Origin of the sequence: Mesorhizobium sp. M7A.F.Ca.MR.148.00.0.0 (assembly GCF_003997735.1) — a bacterium.
Lineage (GTDB): Bacteria > Pseudomonadota > Alphaproteobacteria > Rhizobiales > Rhizobiaceae > Mesorhizobium.
Map to the genome: position 1 here is coordinate 1 of NZ_RZTB01000569.1, position 269 is coordinate 269.

Consider the following 269-nt stretch of genomic DNA (forward strand, 5'->3'; position numbering starts at 1 on the left):
GCGTTGTTGTTCAGACGATGGACCGCTAAAATCATTTTAGAGCGTAGAGGTAGGCCGCGATATCGCGCGCCTGCTGCTCCGTGATCCGTGTCGATGGCATGGCCGTGTGCGGATCGACTTCCCTTGCCGATCGTATCCAGCGGATCAGGTTCTCTGGATTGTTGGCCAGCCCGCCACCGATAAAGATGCGGCCAGCAAGACTGGCATCCAGGCGAGGACCGACCTGCCCTTGCGCGCCCGGCACGCCCGTAATCGTATGGCAGCCGGAA

General features: G+C 60.6%; 1 protein-coding gene. It reads right to left on the bottom strand.

Translation table 11 applies throughout. The features are described from left to right. Positions 1–31: 31 nt before the first annotated feature. Positions 32–269 (bottom strand): c-type cytochrome (locus tag EOB49_RS35350; protein ID WP_127383569.1); only part of this gene is annotated, 238 nt, incomplete at its 5' end.